The sequence below is a fragment of the Limosilactobacillus caviae genome (genome assembly GCF_014635905.1).
GTDB classification, from domain to species: Bacteria; Bacillota; Bacilli; order Lactobacillales; family Lactobacillaceae; genus Limosilactobacillus; species Limosilactobacillus caviae.
Genome location: NZ_BMDS01000004.1, coordinates 38256 through 61732, shown reverse-complemented (window position 1 = coordinate 61732; position 23477 = coordinate 38256). Strand labels below are relative to the sequence as shown.

Sequence of the window (23477 nt, the reverse complement as noted above, 5' to 3'; positions counted from 1 at the left end):
CCTCTTTTGATCAATCAAAAACTTGATATCTTTGACCTTAAAAAAATTCAAATAAATAAAACAAAAGCAGAACTTGAAAATGCTGGAAAACAACGACAAAAGGATATCACTAGTGAAATGCTAGGGACTTTTATTCCTGTTAATCGTAATCCAGTTCGAACAATTCAAATAACAGAAGCGAATATGATTCGCGAATTGCTAGCCCTCCGCCATCAACGTATGCTTGCAAGCCGGTTTGCTTTTTTTCGCGGGACAGCCGAATTAATGGAGCACGACCTTAAGCATCAATCTCAGAGCAATCTTCCTATTATTATTTGCGGAGATGCCCATGTAAATAATTTTGGTTTTTATGCCTCTCCCGAACGAAAGCTTCTTTTTGGTTTAAACGATTTTGATGAAGCAAGAATCGGTAATTGGGAAAGCGATCTAAAAAGACTCTTAGTTAGTGCAGAACTAGCCGGAGAAGAAAACGATTTCGATCGTGCCGACCTTTATCGTCTGCTTCAAGTCACCACTAAAACATATCGTCATACCATTAAAAGTGCCAATAAGATGAGTCTTTTACAATTATTTTACTTCTCGTTTGCATATGAGGACATGGGTAAAGCAATTGAGTCCTTTGGCGATATTTCAACCCAAATGCAAACCGTTCTTAATAAGGTTCTGAAAAAGAGTCAACGCAGTAATTCAGAAGAAATAATTCAAAAAATGGCGACAGTCAATAACCAGGGACACTTGGTCTTCCGCGATAATCCACCACGTGCCCGCCATCTTAGTGCTATTCGCTATCAGCAAATCGTTAAGGGCTATCAGCAATACTGCGAAAATGTTCGTCAAGACGTTCGTGTACTGTTAGCCAATTTCCATATTTCAGATATTATCCGTTATAGTGTTGGAGTAGGAAGCTTTGGAACGCGCTGTTACTTAATAATGCTTACTGGTAATGATGGCAGTCATCTTGTTTTACAGGTTAAAGAAGCAATGCCGCTCCGTTATAACATGCTCTCGCTCCCTGTTCAGCAAGTAATCAAAAACGGTGGCATTGCTGGGCAACGGATTGTGACAGCCCAACGTGTTTTGCAATCTTCGTCAGATCGTTTTTTAGGAAGCACCAATTTTGGCGGGCGAAGTTATTATATTCGTCAGTTCCGTGACATGAAAGAATCCATCAATGTTAATAAACTTGATTTTGAGAGTTTTCAGTTTTATTGTCAGACATGTGCTTACCTACTTGCAATGGCTCATTTTCAAAGTCCAACTGCCCCAATGATTCGTGGTTATTTAAAGCATCAAAAAAAGCTTGACACACTCTTAGCTGATTGGGCATTAAAATATGTTGAACAGGTAACAGTTGATTTTGAACAATTCAAACATGCCATTATGGAAGGAAAATTAATAAGTTAATAATGGATCTAAAAAGGGCTGGGAATTAACCCAGTCCTTTAATTATTTTAAAGATAGTAATGCAACAGCGTAGTAGCTATCCTTTAGGCGATGAGACACTAGGCAAACTAGCTCTATCCCACTCTTATTTTCGTTGATTCATCCTTTTACGGTATTCAGCTCTTGTCATCTTAACTGTTTCAGCATCCGACTGCTTTTTAGGGGTCGGTTTAGCTGGCTCCGGCTCCTTTGAGAGTTTAATTTTCCCATAGCTTGTTGAAATAGTAGTGAAAGTTGATTGTTTAAACGGCTGGTTATTTTCCTTTTCTACTTCAACTGCTTTTTTAGCATTTTCTAAATTATTACGTGCTGCTTTCAAGTTTCCTCTTGCTACTAATAAATTAGCAGAAATACGGTCTAAATTATCTTGAACGTTTTTCAGCAATTGACTACTGGTAGTAATAGTCGTCCGATCGCCAATTGTTTGTACCCCTGCAAAGGTATTCTGTGCAGAGATCACTGCCGCCTTTGCATCGTGATACTTCTGGTTAAGTTTTTCATACGACTTCTGCGCCTGTTCATAAGTTTTCTGGGCTTGCGTTAATGCTGCTTTTAGATCAGCCATACCATTTACCTCACTAATCCTGTAAATAAACTAAAAGGTTGTGGCAAAGCAACCCTTTGTCACAACCCTCTAGTATGTCCGAACAAAATATAATATTAGATTCTTAACCAATAATTAACTCTTAATTAAGTTATTAGTATTCGCGCTTCTTACCAGCTAAACCAAGGCCAAACATAGCAGCAGCTGCTCCTAAGGCAACAGCAGCAACACCACTTTCGTTACCAGTTTGTGGTAATGTTTCTGCCTTAGCATTGTTTTGCTTATTAGCAGTCTTGTATTCTGCACGAGTTAAGTTAGTAGTTGCAGCAGCCTTCTTGTCAGCAGTTACAGCAGTAGTAGCTTCACTCTTCTTAGTGTCGTTTACAACACCTGCATTATCATTCTTAGCAGCGTTGTTATCACCTTTGTTGGTGTTGTCTTCGCCCTTATTAGCGTTGTCGTCACCTTTGTTGGTGTTATCTTCGCCTTTATTAGCGTTGTCGTCACCTTTGTTGGTGTTGTCTTCACCCTTATTAGTGTTGTCATCACCAGTTGATGGCTTATCAGCTGGCTTTTCACTAGCAGCCTTCTTGGCAGCTTCAAGGTTTGCGTTAGCCATATCTAAGTTAGCTTGGGCATTCTTCAAGTTAGCCAAAGCGTTGTCGTAGTTGGTTTGAGCAAGCTTTTGAGCTTCTTCTGCATCCTTAACGGCTGGGAAGTCGCTAAAGTCACCATTATTTACACGGTCAAGAATTGCCTTAGCAGCATCAGCGTTCTTTTGAGCGTCTTGGTACTTAGCTTCAGCAGCATCCTTGGCTTCGTTAGCATTCTTAACGAGGTCGTTGAATACGTTTTGTGCTGCTTGAATCTTATCCAAGGTAGCAGTCTTATCAGCTGGAGTGGTTGGGTTAAGGTAGTAATCCTTAAGAGCACTTACCAATGCTTCGGCAGCATCAGTTTGTGGTGCATTGTAACCATAAACTTTTTGAACCTTATTAAGTAAACCTTGGGCAGTGTTCAAAGCATTTTCAGCGTGGTCAGCGTTCAATTCGTTGTATGCTGCAGCAGCATCAGTAGCGAATTCATTATTTTGGTTGAAGGTATCTTGAGCCTTCTTAGTAGCAGCCTTAGCATCTTCTAATGCCTTAGTTGCATTGTTAACCTTAGTAGTTGCGTCATCATATGCCTTTTGAGCATCAGCAACTTTTTGGTTTTGCTTTGCAAGAGCAGCCTTAGCATCTTCAAGCTTTGCACCTGCTTGGTTAGCAGCAGTTGAAGCGTCATCGTATGCCTTTTGAAGGGCTGCCATATCTGGGTTAGTTGTACCTAACTTTTTAGCAGCGTCTGTTTGAGCATTCATGGCTTCATCAAATGCTGCTTGGGCCTTTTGCTGAGCAGCTTGTGCATTGCCAAAGTCTTCACTTGCCTTGTTTACATTAGCAGTTGCACTTTGGTAAGCCTTAGCAGCAGCTAACTTATTCGCTGCAGCTGTTTGTGCATTTACAGCAGCATCATGTGCATCTTGAGCAGCCTTTTGACGTGCCTGTGCGTGTTCAAGGGTTTCACCAGCCGCGTTTACTTCTGCTTGAGCACCATTCAATGCAGTGTTAGCTTCATCAAATGCTTGTTGAGCCTTAGTTAAAGCAGCGGAAGCTTTATCCCAATCTGTTTTTGCTTGTTGTTCTGCTGCATCATTCCATTCATTTGGTTCGTTGATGTTGTCTTGTGCAGCAGCGTCATAGGCATCTTTAGCTTTTTGTTCGGCAGCCTTTGCATTGTTTAATGCTGCTTCTGCCTTAGTGTAAGCTTCTGATGCAGTTGTTTGACGGTTTGCAGCAACATCATAGTTATCCTGAGCATCCTTAAGGTCAGCATTTGCTTCTTCTAAGGAGTTACCTGTTTCGTTTACCTTAGTTTGAGCATCATTAGCAGCCTTTTGGAGAGCTGTCATGTCTGGGTTAGTAGTGCCCAGCTTAGTTGCTGCATCAGTTTGAGCATTACGTGCTTCATCAAGTGCCTTTTGCGCATTAGCTAATGCTTCATTAGCAGTGTTCAAAGCAGTTGCTGCCTTTTCAGCAGTAGCAGAAGCATCTTGATATGCTTTCTTTAATGCATCGATGTTAACAGCTAACTTAGCATTATCAAGAGCAGTCTTAGCAGTCTTTTGTGCGCTAACAGCTGCATCTAATTGTTTTTGAAGGTTAGCTTGGTTAGCATTTGCTTCGTCAAGTGCCTTTTGTGCTGAAACAATTTGATCATTAGCGTACTTTTCGTATGCATTAAGAGCATCAACAGCCTTACCCTTGTTGGAAACAGTTGGGTTTTGGTTGTATTCGTTAATTGCATTAATTACATTTTCAGCAGTTTGCTCTTGTGAACTGTTATTGCCATAAAGCTTTTGGGCTTGGCTAACAGCTGATTGAGCAGCATTTAAGGCATTGTCGGTTTTGCCATCCTTAAATTCATTGTAGGCGTTTGCAATATTAGTTGAAACATTGGTTGCCGCACTAGCAGTTGACTTAGCTGCACTGTAATCGTTGAATGCTGAACTTGCAACAGCAGAAGTTGAGTTAGCGTTACTTTGAGCAGTTGAGGTTGCCGCACTCTTAGCAGCTGCTACGTTTTCTTGAGCAGTACTGTTAGCAACACTTGTGGCAACAACAGCACTAGAAGCAGCTGTAACTGCATCACTAGCAGCATTTACTTTTTCTTGAGCTTGTGAAACTACATCAGATGAAACGTTTGAAGCAGCACTCGTGTTAGTTGTTGCAGTAATTGCGGGTTGAGCAACAACATCAGCGTGAACTTCATTATTATTTACATTTGCTAATGTAAGACCAGCTAAAGTAGCAGTGGTCATTAAACCAGCGTATACAATATTCTTTTTAGCTTTATACATTTTGTAATGTACTTGATTATTTTTCATAAATAACCCTCCCAAAATAAAAACTTCAAAATATTTGTCTTACAACACCCTCATTTTATGTAATCGTCCTTACCATTTCAAGCTATTTTCGTTTATCTTTCGATTGATAAAAAAAACGACCTTATTATTGTCGTATCAACGTTTATTCTATAATTATCGATTTTTAAATTAGATAAATTTTATTTTTCAATAGATTAAATATCTATTTATTGATATCGATTGATAACCGAATATAAAAAAGAGATAATTCATATAACAATACGATTGCTAATAAAGTCAATATTGGCTATCAATATATATAAATCATACGATATGTAAAATTACTTATTCAGCATTAAAGATAAGTTTGCCAAAGGCCATTAAGGATACTACCCTTTATTTTCATGTTTATTTCGCTGATCGTTCCCATAACGATCTTGTTCCTTGATAATACTGCTCTTATGGCGGTGCTTGTTAATAAAATCTTGCTCAGCTGCAAAAATCATTAAAAAGTCGATAAAATTTTTACTAAAACTCTTCTTGAATTTATCCCACTTATTTTTAGTCATTTACTATCCCTCATAAATTTCACTGTAAACTTCAACTTTTATTCTAGCATATTCAAACTTGTGCAAACGATTGCACGATTTTAAAATAAAATTGTGGTAAAATAGTAACTGTAATAAAGCGCTTACTTCAAGGAGGAACGAATTTATGGAAATTTCTAAAGTACCATTCGGAACATATAAAGGTGAACCGGTAACAAAATATATTTTAACTAATGACAACGGTGTTCAAGCCGGAATTTTAGATTTTGCTGGTCTATTACAATCTTTCAAAGTGCCGACAAAAGATGGTGGAAAAGCAGATATGATCTTAACATCTGAAAATCTTGACAACTTTACCAACAATGGTTTCTGTACTAATCGTTTAATTGGTCGGGTTGCAGGACGAATTGCTGACGGTAAGTTTAGTATCAATGGTAAAGATTATCAGATTGAACAAAACGAAGGAAAAAATGCCTTGCATGGTGGTACGAATGGCTTTTACAGTCATATTTGGCACGTTGATAGTACTGAAGCAACTGCCGACTCTGTTTCAATCACTCTTAGTTTAACATTAAGCCCAGAAGTTGATACTTATCCTGGTAAAATGCATATAACTGCAACGTATACCTTAAATAATGACGATTATCTTTCACTTAAGATTTCAGCAACTACCGACGCTGACACATTATTTAACCCTACTAATCACACATACTGGAATATGGCAGCAGCGAATGTTCCAACCATTGACCAATTAAAGCTTTATGTTAACTCAGAAAATCACTTAGCAGTTGATGATGGAAAGATTCCAACTGGTGAAAAGGTTGCTAATGAAGGGACTCCATTTGACTTTGGTACTCCTACCCGCCTAGGTGATGCCCTAGAAAAGATGAGTTCTACAAAAGAAAACGGTTTTGATGATATTTGGGAAGTAACTCCTAGTCTTACAAAGCCCGTTGCTACACTTGAAGATCCAGAAAGCGGTCGTAAAATGAGCCTTTACTCTGACCGCAATGGATTGGTTATGTACACAATGAACTCGGATGACGCTGCTGTTTACAATCATGGACAAGTTCATCCCCACTTAGGTCTCGCCATGGAAGCACAAAATCTTTCAGATGCACCACACCACCCAGAATTTGGTGATATCACACTACATCCTGGTGAAGAAAAAACTTACACTATTAAGTGGCATGTCGAATATTAATTAGTAAATAATAGTGAAATACACAAAGAGGCTGAGAAAGCAAAAAGTTTTTCTCGGCCTCAACTATTTTTATCTTTCAATGTTACTAATAAAAGAGGTCGGATTTTACTCTGACCTCTTTTATTAGTTGTTAGGAATTATAAATTAATCTTTTTCATCTGGATTGTACTTACCAGCCTTTTGAAGAATATCCTTTGCCTTTTCAAGGTAATGGTGTTCTGCACGGAATGCCTTGATCTTACCGCCTTCATCATCGGTAAGAGCTGCTAACTTCTCATCGAGTTCCTTAAAGGCATTATTAAGGTCCTTAATAACTCCTTCTTCGTCTTCCATGTAAACATAATGATTTTCTGCTGGATCTTTGTGACCTTCACCAGCACGTTCTTCAAGCTTTATTGAGTCCTTATCTACTTTCCAAGCGTGCTTAAGAATTGACTTAATATCCTTGATTGTTTCGTGTTGTGCGGTACGGTGCTTTTCGTTGTCAACACTATCTTCAATCTTTGTTAAGTGTCCTTCAGCATCTGCAATCTTCTTTGCAATTCGGTCTAAAGCCTTAAGTTGACGCTTTGCATAATCAGCCATAAATAATTACCTCCTAATACAATAGCTATAATTCCTAATTCATCTTTATTATATTTTTATAATTTAAATTATACAAATGATACGGCTTATATATTATGCGAAGGTAAAATAAGATTACAAAGACATTATATAAATAATAAAAAATGAGCAGGCTTTATCCCTACTCACTTTTAACACCTAGTATTAGTTAAAAATTGATTTTTTAGCAATATTTTGACTTGCATACACCGACATGTCAAAGTCTGGCAGCCCCGGTATATGTAAAACAAGTTTACCAACCTGCTGACCCTTTTTAATTGGTGCTTCAAGGCTTTGTTGACCACCGTTTAATTTTAAGGTTGGCTTGGTTGCTCCTAGTTTAACGTTCTTAGGAAGCCAAACCGTTGTTGCCTTGTTCAGTTCTATCTGAGTGTTCTTCTTATCCTTGCCGTTAGTAACTTTTACAGCTTTAATTTTGGTGGAAATATCACTAATTTTCTTTGCTTGGACAGGCTGATATTCATCAACAAGCTTATTATAAAAATCTTGTTGCATCTTTGATTGGTCATTCCATTCACCTTTAGTATGCAATGCAACTAGAATTACTCGCCGACCGGAAAATGTCCCTGTTGAAACAATACATTTACCCGCACGATCAGTATTACCTGTCTTTAACCCATCAATTTCTCCCTCTTTAGGGGCAAAACCATTTTGGGGTAACAAAGCATTTACATTTGTCATTAGATATTGCTGATCTTTTGTTACATCAAAGTTAGCGAATTTCTGTTTTGTAATTTCAAGAGTCTCCGGATATTTTTCAACGAGATATTTTGAAATAAGTGCTACGTCTTTAGCAGATAATAAGTTCTCCGCATCTTTATCGACGTCCTTAAGCTTATGCTTTCCTAAATCACCATTAGGCAACCCGATCATATTATAAATCTTAGCATCAGTTACACCAGCTTTTTTCGCAAAAGCCTGCATCTTTTTATTAAACGCCTCAGTACTACCAGCGTCTGCTAAGGCAAGCGCTTCGGTACTGCCATCTGCTGACACGAGCATCATAGAATCAACCAGCTGGCGGACCGTATATTCTTGTCCCTTTACTAAGGGCACATTTGAGAAATGCCAGTCATCGGCCATTTTGGCAACTGCTGGCGTTATTTTAATTTTTTGATCCCATTTCAAATGATGGTTACGGACATCCTGTTCAATTACCCCTAAAGTCAAAATTTTAATAACTGAAGCAATCGGGTACAATTTTGTCGCATTTTTTTGATAGAGGACTTGACCGCTTTCTGCATCAATTGCATAAGCTGCCCGCGCATCCATATTAAACGCCGCTGTTTCTGCATGAACTCGCGCAAAGATGCTTAGTCCGCCTAAAATTATATTAACTGTTGCAATTACCAATAATAATTTGGCAAAAAAAGATTTAACTTTCTTCATTAGAACTACTTTCTCTCCTTATACATACCTAACTATCATATCCTATCCTTACCCCAAAAAACATGACGATTTGATTAAATTTTGACTGAAAGTCTTATTTTTCATTAAAAAAATAAATTGTATCTTTTATTTTTTTAAATTACTTGTATCATTAATTAAGTATGCTAATTTTTAATTAGAAAGGGTCGTTAAAGAATGCAGAGATCGCAGCATCATCGGCGTAAACCTGGTAAGCTTATCCTAATTATTATCGCTATCCTGCTTATTATAATGGGAGTCCATCATTTTACCTCAACAAACGCCCGGTTAAAATCCGCATGGAATAAAATTATCTTCACCTCTAATAACAACGTCAGTATTGCGGTATATTCCCCTAAGACCCATCAGATTTATACTTCTAGTAATGCACCTCAGCATAAATTCCGAACAGCTAGTACAGTTAAAGTTAGTATCTTAGCGGGAATCATTGCTAATCAAAAAGGACCGTTAACTAGTCACCAAAAATCATTAGCAACTAAAATGATTGAACAAAGTGATAATGATTCGACAAGCGAATTATTTGAAAACTACCTCGGAGGAAAAAACGGCCTTCAACAAACGTTTGAGAAGTTCGGGATGAACCAGTCCAAAGCAAACAGCAGTTGGGGATTAACTGTTACGACGCCTAAAGATCAGGTTAAACTGCTAAACAACATTTTCTATAAGTCTAAGATCTTATCTGATGAGGATAGAAGTGAAATCCGCGACTTAATGAGTAATGTTGAAAATGATCAATCTTGGGGTATCTCAGCTAGCAGCGATAACTTTGCTTTGAAAAATGGCTGGCTAAATTATGGTAAAGACGAATGGATTGTAAATAGTATTGGTTATGTAAAAAATAGTAATGGAACAGACTACACGATTGCTGTATATACCGATAAGAATCAAACGATGGCAGCCGGTCAACAAGTAATTGAGCAGCTTGCCCGTGTAACAAAGCCAATTTTAGATTAATGCAAAAAGAGCGAGACTAGAAACTTTCAATTTCTAGCCTCGCTCTTTTTATAGGCAGTTTATTAAGAGAGAATTAAGCGTTTTTGGAAAGGAACACTGCCTATTTTGAGAGAGATTATGAACTATGAACTACTATTTTTGTTCCATAACCTTTTCGCCGTTAGCAGTAACAGTAAAAGTCTTGTTAGCGGCATCGGCGTCAAGAACAGCAACATTCTTGCCATCCTTGTCTTTCCGCGTAATCTTGATAGTAGTTTCAGTTGGTGTTTCAACTTCAATTGAGCCATCAAGATCAAATGCTGCAAATTTGTTCCGCCATGCAAGTAAGTCTAAGAGGTTCTTAACTACTGGCCGTTGAACTTCCTTGGCAACTTCTTCTTTAGTGTAATAGTGACGATTAATGTTACGACCTTCCTTAGTCTTTTCAAGTAATTCAAGATCGTTTGAACCAGCGAGTAAACCAACGTAGTAAACCATTGGAATACCAGGAGCAAAGATTTGGAATGCACGAGAAAGCAAGTAAGCTTTGTCATTGTCACCTAAAGCAGAGTAGTAAGTAGAATTGATTTGGTAAATATCCAAGTTATTGTATTCTGCACTTGAGTACTTCCGCTTAACATTAGCACCGACCTTGTACAATTCGTTTGATGCATATTCAATTTCGTCATCAGTCAAAATATCCTTTGCATCAACAACTCCAATACCATCATGAGTGTCAAGGGTAGTGAATTGCTTCATTGGTGACATCTTTAACCACTTAGCAAGGCGGTTAGTCTTACCAGAATAAAGGGTGTAAAGAGTAGTCATTGGCAAGGTGAAGTCATAAATAAAGAAGTCATGTTCTGAAATCTTTTGTGGAATAGTGTAGTGTTCATGAATTTCAGGAAGAATGATTGCCTTGTATGGTGCTAAAATGTCTTGAACTTCATTTAAGAGGTCCCAAATTTCAGGTTCAACGAAGAAGTCATTAGTACCAACTTTCTTGATAGCGTAAGCAAATGCATCAAGACGGATCATATCAGCACCATGCTTAACCATATCGATTAATGTTTCCTTGAAGAATTCATTGGCAACCTTGCTCTTAACATTGATGTCAATCTGTTCTTCACCAAATGTATTCCACAAGTTTTCAGTCGTGCCGTCATCAAAGGTAATTTCTTGCTTAGGGGCTTTATCCTTCCGCTTGTAGATTAAGTCAACATCTTCTTGAGTTGGGCGGTTTTTACCAGCCTTTTCCCAGAACTTTTCCCAACGAATAAAGAAATCATTGTACTTAGAATCATCATGCTTCTTCTTAAAGTCTTGGTACATTTCTGACTTCTTTGAAATATGGTTAATCATAAAGTCAAACATTAAGTAGTAATCTTCACCAAGCGCTTCAACATCGTTCCAGTCACCAAATGCTGAATCAACAACATCGTAACGGTAAGGTGCAAATCCACGGTCACCAGTTGACGGGAAGAATGGAAGCAAGTGAACTCCACCAATAGCATCACCAATGTACTTCTTTAATACTTCATGAGTTTCCTTAATGTCTTTACCCATTGAGTCAGAGTAAGTAATTAACATTGCTTCATTTTTGATTGGCATAATAAAAACCTCCAATAAATTTAGTTAGCTTGTTTTGAGCGACGAGTTGCAAAGAAAATAATCAAGGCAATAACTATTAGCATTACCCCATAGATAGGGAACGGAGCAGCAAGATCCATTCCGCTAAGTGGACGTCCCATTAACCGGTTCATCCATTCAGCAATTGTTGGTGAGAAGAAAGCTCCAAAGTTAAAACCAATAAGTACCATTGATGTTACTAAAGGCTGACGTTTAGCAGGAGCTAGGTCTGGCAACAAGTTGAAAATCAATGGAGAAACTAATTGTAATGGGAAACCGATTAAGAGCAAACCAATTACCAGCATTACAAAGTTACCGTTAGCAAAAGCAAACAAGAAATTTGAAATGGCCATTAATCCGAGACCAAGGTAAACAGTATTAAAACCAAGAACCTTATTAATTGATCCGTAGAATAAGCCACCGAGTGTTGCTCCGATTAACATTAACGAAAGGAACATTGAAGACCCGGTATAGTTGTTTCCCTTAATTGCAACTGCTAAACCAGGGAAACGATTTTCCATTCCAACATAATCAACAACTAGCAAGAAAGCAAAGAGAACAAGCAAGTAAACTACCGGACTAATCTTTTTAATCGGTTCGTCTTCTTCAGTTAATTCTGCAGCAAGGTCATCTTCAGCAACATGATTATCTTGAGCTTTACTGTCGTCAGGAACACGGATTGCAAAGAAGAAGAGAACGATAAAGGCAAGAAGATATACGGCAAATGATGCATGCCAGCCGGCGTAGCTAAGGATTAAACCAGCAATAGCAAGGGTACATGCCTGACCAATTTGTTCAGCAGCAGCACGCCAACCAAGCATTTGAGCGCGGGTAGTACCTTCATACCAAACCGAAATCATTGAAATAGCTTGAGAGTTGTATAAACCAAATCCTGCTCCCAAGACTAACCGGGAAATTAAAATCGTGGTGTAGTCGTTAGCAAACATCGGTACAATCCCTGCAAGACCAACGATAGTAACTCCGGCCATAATGATCTTTTTATCAGAAATGTTAAACCATTGTTGGAGTAATGGTGAAAGAACAACGAAAATCATTACGGCAAATGATGGGGTTGTAACTAAATATTCTGACTGTGTTTGTGAGATTCCGAGTGCCGCCTTTAATTGCGGTAAAGAACCTTGAATGGCATAAGCACTCGTAACCATGAAAGAAACTGACAAGAATGCCAATTTTGTAACAATAGAATTTTTGTTATTCATAATTAGTAGGTACTCTTTCTATAGGATTATTGATAAACGTTTATCATTACTGTACATCAATAATATACAATGAGTATTTCAAAATGTCAAACGATTAACAAAGATTTTTCCTTAAAAATTGTAATCCATTTCATTATTATTGTAACGCGATTTAAATGAAAGTAAATGAAAACAGATGGTGGCGCTATTTCGGGCTGCTTTTTAAAAAATTGTGCAAAGATACACATTATCGCTTTGGAATTAATTTATTAAAAAAGAGTAAAGCATTTCAGGTAAATTACTGCTTTACTCTCCTTAAATTTAACAATCAGTCAACACACAATTTCTTAATTGCCTGTGCATAAATCTCCATCGCTTTATACATATCCGGTAATGGCCACTGTTCATTTGCCTGATGCATGTAGTCTGGCGTTGTCGGTAACATTCCGCCAAAGGCAACACAGTTATTCATTGTCCGCGCAAATGTTGCACCGCCTGAAATTTGTGGTTCAGCATCAACATCACCTGTTTGTTCTTTATAAACTTCCATTAATGTCTGAACTAATTTACTATCCTTAGGAACATACAACGGAGCTAAATAATCGAAGTGGACGTACTTAAGATCATATTCAGCTACTTGCTTACTTAACTTCTCCAATAATTTATCACGATCAACTGTTACCGGAATCCGCAAATCAATTTGCATCCGCGTTTCATCTTCATTAATTTCGAGACTAGAGATATTGAAAGTGAGTTGTCCGGATTCATCATGAACATCGCCAAGCACATTGCTTCCTGTTGCGTCTTCCTTAAATAGCTTTCCGATAAAGTCAAGAGGCTTAAAATCAAAAACATCATCAAGGGCAATTGCTAACCGTAATACGGCATTTGTTCCTTCAGGGGCCATCATGGCATGAACTGACTTACCAATAACAGTAATTGAATTATCATCACTAGTATATTCAAAACCATGCTTATCTAAGGCTGCTTTAACCTCATCCTGTTTTGGTCCATCATATACTGCACTATCTGGAACAGCATTAAAAGCATTCTTCAATTTAAGCTTCAACTGATTGGTTCCCGGACCAACAAGATAAGACTGCTGAAGGCCTTTTTCGGCATAAATTAGCGGGAATTCTGCATCTGGAGAAATACCGCTATCAATTGGTGCTTCCTTCTTATTATATTCAGCAATTCCCCGCCACAAGATTTCCTCATCAGTTCCATAAATAAACCGAATCCGCTGGTTAAAATGGTACCCTTGATCCATTAGTGCTTTAACAGCATATAAAGCTGCAATTCCAGGACCCTTATCATCTTGCGAGCCACGTCCATAAACCGCATTATCAATTACTGTTCCCTTAAACGGATTGTGTTGCCATTTTCCTAAATCACCTGCCGGAACCGTATCAAGGTGACAAATTATCCCAAAGAGCTTATCGCCGCTGCCGACTTCTGCATAACCATAGTACCCGTCAGGATCCTCGTAAGTTTTAAATCCTAGTTCGTCACAAATCTTCATCATTTCATCAAGGGCATTGCGAATCCCCCGTCCAAATGGCGCACCATCTTCTGCTTGTTGATTATATGATGGTACAGAGATCAATCGTTCTAAAGTCTTAACGGCTGCTTTCTGTTCATCTTCTGTAATAATCTTATCCATTAAATTCTCCTCCTACAGTAATGCTGCAATTCCTAAGAATACACAAGTAGCAATAAAGAGATAAATCATTAATTTTAGCATCCACTTCCACCAAATACCGACATTAATGTGGGCAATTGCTAAAGCTCCCATAACAACTCCTGATGTAGGCGTAATTAAGTTAACCCAACCGGAAGCCGCTTGGTAAGCAGTAATTACCAGGCTCCCCGAAACATGAGCAAAATGTCCCATTGGTCCGATAATTCCCATTGTTGCTGCTGCTAGGCCGGATGTTGATGGGATTAAGAATGACATTGGAATATAGAAAATATATGTCAGAATAATAAATACTGTTTGCGATAATCCATGAAGGCCTAATTCTCCCCAGTGAAGGACAGTCCCAGTAATCATCCCGTTATTCATTACTACTTGAATTCCCCGAGCAACTGCAACAATAATTGCAACACTCAAGAAATCACTCATTCCAGACATAAAGGCATCAACAAATTCGCTTTCCTTCATATGATAAACCGCCATAATTAAGACTGACATAAAAAGAAATAGCATTGTAATTTCATTGAAGTACCATGTCCCAAGAGGTGCCATATCGTGACCCAATAAATCACCTAAAAACGGAATGTTAACTAGCCACTTTGTGAATTTATCGAAGAATGTCCAATGACTATTAAGATTAGACCATGGGATCAAACCAAGAATCATTACAACAAAAGTAATCCCAAATAACCAGATAACGGTCTTTTGCCGACCAGTCATTTTGTGGTCATCATTTGGACTAGCCTTTACTAAGAAATGCTTTTCATCTTCTGCCCGTTGATTGTAAACCAAAGACTTAGTCGGATCCTTCTCAATTACTGAAGCATAATGATAAACATAAAGAATACTAATAGTAATTGTAATAATTAAAAGTATTACCCGGGAAACTAAGCCATCACCCGGTGAAATATTCAACGTTTGAGAAGCAACACCGGTGGCAAATGGGTTAACGGTTGAAGCCAAGCACCCTACTTGACTTCCAACTAAGGCAATCGCCACGGCAACAATTGAGTCAAATCCTACCCCCATCATAACAGGGATTAATAACGGATAAAACGCAATCGTTTCTTCACCCATTCCATAAGTTGAACCACCGAGGGCAAATAAAAGCATGAGGATTGGAATCAATCGTTTTTCACGTCCTTTATAGCGCCGAACAATTGAAGTAATTCCTTCATTTAGAGCATTTGTCTTATTGATGACCCCTAAAAAGCCCCCAATAACGAGAATAAAAAGCGAAACAGAAATTGCACCATCAGTTTGCTTGTCACCAACCATCCCGATAACCGGTGCCATAAAGATATCCCAAATTCCTTGAGGCTTATTTGCCACCGTCTTATATGTACCGGAAATAATATTTCCTGCCTTATCTGTCTCATATGTCCCTGCTGGAATAATCCACGTTAAAATTGCAATTAAAATAATAATTAAAAATAAAATCGTAAACGCAGTAGGCATATGGAACCGATGCTTTTTCTTTGCCTGTGTTTCCTGCATAAAACCACCCCTTTATAAAAATAATTACACCCTTTATTTTAAGGCAGTTTGAAAGCGGCTTCAACTTAATGTGATAACTATTACAATTAAATCGTGAAAGAATGCTATAATTGTCTTGTGATAATATAATACTCTTTATAAGGAGGAGATCATCTCATGGTAATGAACCCAAATAAAGCTCAAGATGTTTGGAAAGATGCTGGTGAGCATGTTCAATTCACTGTTTTAGAATTAAAGCGCCAGGATCGGGCAAAAGAACAGGAAGCAATTAAGGAATTCGTTGATCGTTTCCAGGCTATTACCCGTTCTCTTCGGATTCGTGATAATAAAGGTAATTTAAAAGTCGCTCTTGGTTTTAGTAGCGATGCATGGGACTACCTCTTTCCTAACGCCCCTAAGCCTAAGGAACTAGAGACATATCAAACACTCACCGGTCCAAAATATAAAATGCCTGCAGCTGAAGGAGATATCTTCCTCCACATTCGTGCTAATGATGAAGCAGTTGTTTATGAGTTTATGGCTCAAATTATGCTTTTTATTAAAGATATTACTAACGTTGTTGATGAAACAAAAGGATTCCGCTATTTTGAAGGCCGCGCAATTATTGGCTTTATCGATGGTACCGAAAATCCTGAGCCGCAAGATGCTGCTGATTACGCAATTATTGGCGATGAAGATCCCACTTTTGAGAATGGTTCATATGCCTTTGCACAAAAATGGCGCCATAACATGGATATTTGGAATAAACTAACTACTGAAGATCAAGAAAAAGCAGTTGGCCGAAAGAAGTTTTCCGATCTTGAACTAAGTGAACAAGAAAAGTTTAAGAACGCCCACAATGTCGCTTCCCAAGCTGAAATTGACGGCGTTGAGCAAAAGATTGTTCGTATGAACGTCCCATATTCTGACCCTGCATCAGGTAACACCGGAACATTCTTCATCGGTTACTCGCGTCATTGGAATGTTACTAAGAAAATGCTGGAAAACATGCTGGATCAAAATGACTACTTATTAACTTTCTCTAACATTCTTGGCGGACAACTATTCTTTATCCCATCACGCCCGATGTTAGATCAAATTGCTGATGGCGAATTAAATTAATTATTGACAATTTATTTTTAACTTGCTATATTTAGTGCATTGAATTTTAGGAGGGATCATCCATTGAAATTTTAATTCTACACAATTTAACGTATCGCTTACTGTGGATTAACACGGGGAGATACTCTGGGTAGAATTAAATTCAATGACTGATCGTAATGAACCTAGTGCGATATTAATTACCACTAGTTTAAAAGTCTGCCCAGAGTGGTGGGCTTTTTTTACTACCCACCCTTTCTCCGCGTACATGAAAGGGTGATTTTTTTGATAGAACCAATTACGATTAACAACTTAACTTTTGCCTATCCCGGACAAGCACCGCTCTTTAAGGATTGCAGTTTAAATCTCAGCAGTGATTGGAAGCTAGGGCTATTAGGACGAAATGGGCGCGGCAAAACAACCTTTTTCAAGATATTACAAAACTGCCTTGACTATCGAGGTCAGGTTCAAACAAATTTAAAATTCGGTTATTATCCATTTGATGTTGCAGATCCTGATGATTTTGTTTGGAATAACCTAAGCAACATGGTTCCCCAGCTTGAACAATGGCAAGTCGAACGAGAGCTTAATTTGATGCACACCGATTCTGCTTTATTATGGCAGCCATTTAACACCCTTAGTGGCGGTGAACAAACACGAGTAATGCTCGCTTGCTTATTTGCTCAAGAAGGGATCTTCCCCCTGCTTGATGAACCGACAAATCACCTTGATCAAGCAGGACGGTCATTGATCGCCCAGTACCTTAAACAAAAGAAGGGCGGGTTCATTATTACTAGTCACGATCAAACATTTCTCGATGAAATTATTGATCATACATTAGTGATTGAGCAGCATCAACTAGTTCTCGCCAAGGGAAATTACAGTAATTACTTTGCTCAAAAACAACGACGGGATAATACAGCAATTAGTACTAATGAACAGCTTTTAAAAGATATCCACCATCTTAAACAGGTCCGCCAAACAAAACAGCAATGGGCCCAACAAGCCGAAAACGAAAAGAAAAATAATTCACACGCAGATAAGGGGTTCATTAGTGCGAAAGCTGCTAAGATGATGAAAAAGTCAACAATTATGAAGGGCCGCCTTGATAAAGCAATTGAAGATCGGCAAGGCCTTTTGCAAGAGGTTGAAAAGGTCGTCCCGCTTACAATCAACCTTCAGCCTACTCATCATCAGACTTTACTTAGTATCGATAAACTTTCCCTAAGCTTTCCTGGACATCCTCTTTATAACAACCTTTCATTAAAAGTCGGCAATCATGAACAAGTCATCCTTTGCGGTAACAATGGAAATGGGAAATCAAGCTTATTTCATGCTATTCTTGGTGATTTTAACGGTACGCAGGATGGACAAATCACCATTGGCAGTAATATTAAAATTAGTGTTGTTCGGCAAAATTATCTATATAACCATGGCAGCCTTCAAGATTTTGCCAAAAATAACAAGATTGATTATGATACCTTTCTTAACCTTCTCCGTAAACTCGGAATGGCGCGATCAACATTTAATGTTCCGATTGAGCAAATGAGTATGGGGCAGCAAAAGAAAGTTGAACTCGCCCGTTCTTTGGCGCAACCCGCCCACCTGTACTTATGGGACGAACCACTAAACTACCTTGATACTTATAATCAAGAGCAAATTATAAAATTAATTCAAGAAGTTCGTCCGCCAATGATAATCATCGAGCACGATAAACACTTTATTGATCATGTTGCAACACGGAAAATTCAAATTTAATTTCCCAGGAAATAATAAAGAGATTGGAATAGTGCTTATTATCCCAATCTCTTTTCCTTATCCTAAATGTAATTCTGCAAACCACTCTAAAAACAGCGGGAACCATTTACCCATGTGTTCATCAACACGGTCATTATTAACGATTCCCGTATACTCATTAGCCAAGGCAATTCCGTGTCCGCCCGTACTAAATTCGTGAAGTTCAAATGGCACATCATGCTTAACCAAGGCGTCGACGTAAACGTGTAAATGATCCACAAATGGTGTCACCTTGTCCTTAATTGATCCCCACATAAATGTTGGCGGTGTTTGAGTCGTAACTAGTTTTGCAACATTCTCCGTTGTTACCCCCATCCGTTCATCAATTGTAGGTTGGATAACCGGATATCCTAATGCAGCAAATTTTGCTTTTGAAGCTGACGCATTACTGTAAGCCGCTGCAACCTGCCCACCAGCCGAGAAACCGATGATCCCCAGTTGCTGAGTGTTAACATCTAATTCTTCCGCATGAGTTGTAATATAATCAAACGCTTGAGCAACAGCAATCTTTGCTTGTTCATAATTTTTATGTTCAAGTACTGGGTAGCGAACGACAAATGATTGCCATGCATGAGTTGCAAAAGTTAACGCAACACGTTCAGAGTCACGTTCCATAATCTGGTTATAGCTCCCACCAGGCAAAATCACGATTGCTGGCAATGCACGGTCCGTTTTACTATGGTAAATATCAAGAGAAGAGTGTGGTTGTGTCAATTTTATATTTTGAAAATCCATTTTTACACCTCTGTTTATTTCTACTATTTTAAGCACAAAGCAATACTATACCTTATAGTATAAACATAAAATCGGTAAAGATTAGTAAAACACATTGCTAAAAAATAATTTAACTATATTAACAATCTACTAGTAAATTTTATTTGCAATGAAAAGGCTTTCTCCTTGTTTTCCCCTTGTTTATTAAGCCACTTTTGTTAAAGTTATAAAGGACATTATTTTATGGGGGTTAGAGAATCTTATGAGTATCATGAAGACTAGGTCATTTTGGCTAGCTGCTGTAATGACTTTAATCTGTTCCGTTGCGGGAGTACTTTTAGCTAAGCTCCCCTACGTTAATCTTATTGGGGCCTTGGTTATCGCCTTACTCCTAGGTATTGCAATGCAAGTAGTACCATCGAGTATTAGGACTGAAGCTGCAGGCGGAATTGGGTTTATCTCAAATAAGTTCTTACGACTGGGAATTATCTTACTCGGTTTTCGTTTGAACCTTGAAAAACTAGCTGCTGCAGGTGTTAAAACGATTTTAGTTGCAGCTGTCGGCGTTACTGGAACCATTATCCTTACTTACTGGTTAAGCCGTAAGTTTGGTGCTGAAGATGAATTGGCTATCTTATCAGCGTGTGGTTGCGGAATCTGTGGTGCTGCTGCCGTAATGGGAGTTTCACCACAAATTGAAACAACTGATGAAGAACGAAAACGCGAAAATGAAGTTCTTGCAGTTGCCGTTGTTTGTGTAATGGGAACAGTTTTTACCCTAATCGAAATTGGAATAAAGCCACTGCTTGGACTAAGTGATCCGCAATTTGGAATCGTTGCCGGAGGATCATTACACGAAATTGCTCATGCTGTTGCTGCCGGTGGTGCATTTGGCGAAGCAAGTCTCGATAATGCTTTAATTATGAAGCTTTCACGGGTCCTTTTACTTGCACCGGTTGCATTAATTGTCGGTTACTGGTATCAACATCGCCTAGTCAAAGAAAGTGAAGAAGAACACACTAAAGAACCAAAGAAACTTCCTATTCCATGGTTCTTAGGCGGTTTTATCCTAACGAGTGTATTAGGAACATTTCTTCCTTTCTCTCCTGCCTTTCTCGACGCGCTTGTACAAGCTGCTTATATTTTCTTGGGAATGGCCATGGCTGCTCTTGGTGTTTCCGTTAACTTTAAGGTTATCTTTAAGCGTGGCGGTGCTGTTTTCGGAGCTGCCGCAATTAGTTCAGTTTGCTTATTAGTATTTATGATTGTAATGAGCAAGTTATTCTTCTAAAAACTAACAAAACGTTAAATCAAGGATTATTATTAGTCCCCCGATTTAACGTTTTTTCATTATCTAATTGATTTGCCTAAGTCATACGCTTCTTCAACGTGTTTAGCCAATTTTTGTTCATTCCATGAATCGGCTGCCAAAACACTGCCTACTTTGTCCCACCGCATATAATTTAATAATTGGTCAAAATAGAGATTAAGGGAAGCAAAGGCGTCTTCTTGACCATACCCGCTCACTAAAGTAACTGCTTTTTTATTACCATGAAGTTCGTGGTTATAGTTGTAAAAACGATCTATTACCGCCTTTAGTGCTGCGTTAATCCCATAATAATAAAGCGAACTAACGAGGACAACCATATCGGCGTCTAGTAGCTTCGGCATCACTTCACTGGTAATTATATCTTTTGGTTCAACCGCCACCTCTTGTCCCGGGTGGTTATCCGCTAACTTAATCATCGAAAATTCATTGACTCGCCGACCTGCATCAAATCGATAAACTTCATTTCCAGCCTCAGAAGCTCCTTTAATAAAGGCATCTGCTAATTGTTCCGAGGTGCCCGGAGGGTGTGGACTTCCTGTTAGTACGACAATTTTCATTACTACCGCATCCTTTCTTACTTAATTATAGTAATAATCAAGTTAAATTAAAAATAGAAAACCTGTATATGAAAGCATAGTTAAAGTGCATTAACGCCACCAAATGAGAAGCTTTAGCCAATCAAAATGGTAAGAATTTCGCCCTTCCTTAATATATGAGCGGTCCGTAATGAAATGAAAAATATTCATGTTCTAAACCTCATATATATGTTCACTCAAGTAGCGTTCGCTAGAATCAGGGAAAACAGTTACCAAATTAGCCTTTGCTGGTAATTCCTTTGCTACTTCTAGGCTTGCCGCTAAGGCTGCTCCGCTAGAACTACCGATGAATAGGCCAAGATGTTTAGCAGCCCACCGTACATAGTAAAAGGCATCATCATCACTAATCGTCTTTACCCCTGTATAGTCCAAACTCTTAAAGAAAGGCGGAATAAATTCAACGCCGATTCCTTCTGTCCGGTGACTGTGAGCGGGTCCACCATTTAGTATTGATCCCGCTGGCTCAACAACATAGCCTTTAAGGTCAGGATAGGCATCCTTTAACGATTTTTGAATTCCGGCAAACGTTCCCCCGCTTCCGGCACCAGCAACAAAGGCGGCAATTGGCTTATTAGCGAGGTCAGCTAAAATTTCTGGTCCAAGGGTATGCTGATATACATCTGGATTTGCCTGATTTTGAAATTGCAATGGCACATAAGCATCCCCAATTTCAGCTGCTAGTTCCTTTGCCCTGGCAATTGCCCCTTTAATTCCTTCCTCACTTGGCGTATTAACTACTTCTGCTCCCAATGCCCGCATCAAAGTTTGTTTTTCATAACTAAACTTCTCTGGGACTACTAGTTTAACTGATAAATGGTGCTTTAACGCCGCTAGTGCAACACCAATTCCCGTATTCCCCGCAGTTGGTTCAATAATCGTCGTTGTTGATTTTACTTTTCCCTCTTCAATCCCGCGCTGAATCAAGGCCATTCCTAAACGATCTTTAATACTGCCTCCAGGGTTAAACATTTCAAGTTTGGCATAAATATTAACATTATTAGGTGTTTCCATTGGCAAGTGCATTAACGGGGTGTGACCAATCAAATCATACGTATTTTCAACTAGCATCAAAAATCCTTCTTTCTCAAAGTATACGAAAAAGGCGCAAACTCAAGAAATGTTCTTGGATCTGTGCCTTATGTGATATCAGCTTAATAGTAATTCAATTAAAAATGAGTATACCAAAAAGTGAGTCGCATAAGACGCGATTCACAACAACAAGTATTTGCGTTAACAAAATAATTGTTTTTCATCAGTATTCCCTCGTATTTCAAATTATAGTTATCATAACTAGCAAAAAGTAAGTTGTCAAGAAAATTTATGTTGACAGGTGTAAAATAAAAAAGAATTATTCTATAACCCAGGAGCGAGATTCATGAAAGAAAACGGACTGTTACTTGTTAATTTAGGTTCACCAGACACCCCGACCACGCCCGATGTTAAACGTTATTTAAAAGAATTTTTAAGCGATCGCAACGTTATTGAAATGCCACCTGCATTATGGCAGCCTTTACTACGCGGGATTATCATTCCAATGCGGTCATGGCGGTCAGCAACCTTTTACCGAAATTGTTGGACAACAGAAGGCTCACCACTAATTGTCCATACTGAACGGCTCGTTAAAAAAGTACAAGCCTTGCTGCCCGATTGGACGGTCAAAATGGCAATGAATTACGGCCACCCGGCAATCAGCGATACAATCACAGCAATGAAAAAAGAATGTCAGCACTTAACCGTTCTTCCGTTATTTCCATTCTTCACTAAAAGTACAACTCAAACCGTTATTGATAAGGTTACCGCAACCGATCCCAGCGCTAAAATTATCGACCGGTTTTCGACTGAAGAGGGATACCTATCGTTACTCACAAAGCAAATTCAAGCTGCCTGGGATAAAGGAGATTATGATAAGCTGCTTATCTCATACCACGGTATTCCAACGGCAATGGTTAATCATGGCGACCCTTATCGTGATGAAACAGAAGCAGCAACCGCTGAACTAGTTAAACGCCTTGATATTCCAGAAGAAAAAATTAAAATGGCCTACCAATCAAAATTCGGCCCAATGCCATGGCTCAAACCCTACCTACGTAACACCCTGCTTAATGAGGCCCAACTCGGCCACCGCAATGTGTTAGTTGTTGCACCATCCTTTGTTGCTGACTGTTTAGAAACCCTCGAAGAAGATCAAGTTCAAAATTATCAGTATTTTCGGGAAAACGGCGGTGATAACTTAACAATGGTTCCTTCTCTCAACGATTCATCGGAATTTGCACAATTTATAGCGGGATTAGTAAAGCAAAGGAGATAATA

General features: G+C 38.6%; 19 protein-coding genes. 7 read left to right on the top strand and 12 right to left on the bottom strand.

The genetic code is table 11. The features are described 5' to 3' along the window. Positions 1–6 precede the first annotated feature (6 nt). Positions 7–1404, top strand: coding sequence for a DUF2252 domain-containing protein (locus IEU90_RS06350; RefSeq protein WP_188357889.1), 1398 nt, complete (start codon positions 7–9; stop codon positions 1402–1404). 124 nt (positions 1405–1528) lie between these two features. On the opposite strand, the gene IEU90_RS06345 is transcribed toward IEU90_RS06350, so the two are convergent. From IEU90_RS06345 to IEU90_RS06335, 3 genes are all read right to left on the bottom strand, one after another. Continuing rightward, a complete protein-coding gene (locus tag IEU90_RS06345) occupies positions 1529–2008 on the bottom strand; it encodes an efflux RND transporter periplasmic adaptor subunit (protein WP_153709870.1) in 480 nt (159 codons plus the stop codon). Positions 2009–2141: 133 nt separating this feature from the next. Continuing rightward, positions 2142–4913 (bottom strand): KxYKxGKxW signal peptide domain-containing protein, encoded by a 2772-nt coding sequence (locus IEU90_RS06340; protein WP_188357888.1) that lies wholly within the window; start codon positions 4911–4913, stop codon positions 2142–2144. Positions 4914–5281: 368 nt separating this feature from the next. After that, positions 5282–5461 carry a hypothetical protein gene (locus IEU90_RS06335; protein WP_153709869.1) on the bottom strand — a complete coding sequence of 60 codons (180 nt, stop codon included), beginning with the start codon at positions 5459–5461 and terminating at the stop codon, positions 5282–5284. A gap of 145 nt (positions 5462–5606) precedes the next feature. Between IEU90_RS06335 and IEU90_RS06330 the strand changes: the two genes are divergently transcribed. Then, positions 5607–6644 (top strand): aldose epimerase family protein, encoded by a 1038-nt coding sequence (locus tag IEU90_RS06330; RefSeq protein ID WP_153709868.1) that lies wholly within the window; start codon positions 5607–5609, stop codon positions 6642–6644. Between the two features lie 144 nt (positions 6645–6788). On the opposite strand, the gene IEU90_RS06325 is transcribed toward IEU90_RS06330, so the two are convergent. Together IEU90_RS06325 and IEU90_RS06320 are read right to left on the bottom strand one after the other, a co-directional pair. After that, a complete protein-coding gene (locus IEU90_RS06325; RefSeq protein WP_153709867.1) occupies positions 6789–7229 on the bottom strand; it encodes a hypothetical protein in 441 nt (146 codons plus the stop codon). 183 nt (positions 7230–7412) lie between these two features. Then, positions 7413–8657 carry a D-alanyl-D-alanine carboxypeptidase family protein gene (locus tag IEU90_RS06320; protein WP_188357887.1) on the bottom strand — a complete coding sequence of 415 codons (1245 nt, stop codon included), beginning with the start codon at positions 8655–8657 and terminating at the stop codon, positions 7413–7415. Between the two features lie 195 nt (positions 8658–8852). Here IEU90_RS06320 and IEU90_RS06315 point away from each other — a divergent pair, with 195 nt between their 5' ends. Next, entirely contained in the window at positions 8853–9650 is a 798-nt protein-coding gene (locus tag IEU90_RS06315) for a serine hydrolase (RefSeq protein WP_153709865.1), read from the top strand. Between the two features lie 132 nt (positions 9651–9782). On the opposite strand, the gene gtfA is transcribed toward IEU90_RS06315, so the two are convergent. The 4 genes from gtfA to IEU90_RS06295 all read right to left on the bottom strand — a co-directional run bounded on the left by gtfA (position 9783) and on the right by IEU90_RS06295 (position 15650). After that, a complete protein-coding gene (gtfA, locus tag IEU90_RS06310) occupies positions 9783–11240 on the bottom strand; it encodes a sucrose phosphorylase (protein WP_153709864.1) in 1458 nt (485 codons plus the stop codon). Positions 11241–11260: 20 nt separating this feature from the next. After that, positions 11261–12478, bottom strand: a complete 1218-nt coding sequence (locus IEU90_RS06305; protein ID WP_153709863.1) for an MFS transporter — start codon at positions 12476–12478, stop codon at positions 11261–11263. A 307-nt stretch (positions 12479–12785) separates the two neighbouring features. After that, on the bottom strand, positions 12786–14120 hold the full coding sequence (locus tag IEU90_RS06300; protein ID WP_188357886.1) for a dipeptidase: 1335 nt from the start codon (positions 14118–14120) through the stop codon (positions 12786–12788). 12 nt (positions 14121–14132) lie between these two features. Beyond that, positions 14133–15650 carry a YfcC family protein gene (locus IEU90_RS06295; protein ID WP_153709861.1) on the bottom strand — a complete coding sequence of 506 codons (1518 nt, stop codon included), beginning with the start codon at positions 15648–15650 and terminating at the stop codon, positions 14133–14135. A 156-nt stretch (positions 15651–15806) separates the two neighbouring features. On the opposite strand from IEU90_RS06295, the gene IEU90_RS06290 reads away from it, so the two are divergent. Then, the gene (locus IEU90_RS06290) at positions 15807–16751 is read left to right on the top strand and encodes a Dyp-type peroxidase (RefSeq protein ID WP_153709860.1); all 945 of its coding nucleotides are present in this window, start codon (positions 15807–15809) and stop codon (positions 16749–16751) included. Between the two features lie 264 nt (positions 16752–17015). Beyond that, on the top strand, positions 17016–18488 hold the full coding sequence (gene abc-f, locus IEU90_RS06285) for a ribosomal protection-like ABC-F family protein (protein ID WP_153709859.1): 1473 nt from the start codon (positions 17016–17018) through the stop codon (positions 18486–18488). A 57-nt stretch (positions 18489–18545) separates the two neighbouring features. On the opposite strand, the gene IEU90_RS06280 is transcribed toward abc-f, so the two are convergent. Next, positions 18546–19262, bottom strand: coding sequence for an alpha/beta hydrolase (locus IEU90_RS06280; protein WP_153709858.1), 717 nt, complete (start codon positions 19260–19262; stop codon positions 18546–18548). Positions 19263–19503: 241 nt separating this feature from the next. Between IEU90_RS06280 and IEU90_RS06275 the strand changes: the two genes are divergently transcribed. Next, positions 19504–20532 carry a YeiH family protein gene (locus IEU90_RS06275; protein ID WP_153709857.1) on the top strand — a complete coding sequence of 343 codons (1029 nt, stop codon included), beginning with the start codon at positions 19504–19506 and terminating at the stop codon, positions 20530–20532. Between the two features lie 59 nt (positions 20533–20591). Here IEU90_RS06275 and IEU90_RS06270 read toward each other — a convergent pair whose 3' ends face one another. Next, on the bottom strand, positions 20592–21128 hold the full coding sequence (locus tag IEU90_RS06270) for a flavodoxin family protein (protein WP_153709856.1): 537 nt from the start codon (positions 21126–21128) through the stop codon (positions 20592–20594). A gap of 192 nt (positions 21129–21320) precedes the next feature. Continuing rightward, positions 21321–22235, bottom strand: a complete 915-nt coding sequence (locus tag IEU90_RS06265) for a PLP-dependent cysteine synthase family protein (protein WP_153709855.1) — start codon at positions 22233–22235, stop codon at positions 21321–21323. Positions 22236–22542: 307 nt separating this feature from the next. Here IEU90_RS06265 and hemH point away from each other — a divergent pair, with 307 nt between their 5' ends. Continuing rightward, entirely contained in the window at positions 22543–23475 is a 933-nt protein-coding gene (gene hemH, locus IEU90_RS06260) for a ferrochelatase (protein ID WP_153709854.1), read from the top strand. The last annotated feature ends 2 nt before the right edge of the window (positions 23476–23477 follow it).